The sequence below is a fragment of the Nocardia cyriacigeorgica genome (assembly GCF_010868145.1).
Lineage (GTDB): Bacteria > Actinomycetota > Actinomycetes > Mycobacteriales > Mycobacteriaceae > Nocardia > Nocardia cyriacigeorgica_D.
The window spans coordinates 1-273 of the sequence record NZ_JAAGUY010000102.1; the positions used below are offsets into that span (position 1 = coordinate 1).

The 273-nt window shown below is 68.5% G+C and carries 1 pseudogene; it reads left to right on the top strand.

The window, feature by feature from the left end:
* Nucleotides 1–273, top strand: a pseudogene (locus tag GV792_RS28930) (hypothetical protein); the annotation flags it as partial.

The window sequence follows — 273 nt, forward strand, 5'->3', positions numbered from 1 at the left end:
TCGGCGTCCCGCTGGCGTCAGTGACCTCACGGTGGCGGCGCTGGGCAAGATGTCGGAGGCGCTGGAAACGACCGAGCGGGCTCGCGGCTACCTGTATGCGTTCCATCAGCTGACCGGCGGTGCAGACCGCACCCTCGGCCTGGCCGTTGAGTGGCTCCGGCAGGCCGGTCACGTCCAGCTCGCCGACCGCATCGAGACCGAGTTGCTCGGGCGCAACGTCCTGCCGGGGCGCTGGACCTTTCAGATCGTCGAGGAGTACGACGAGGGCTACTA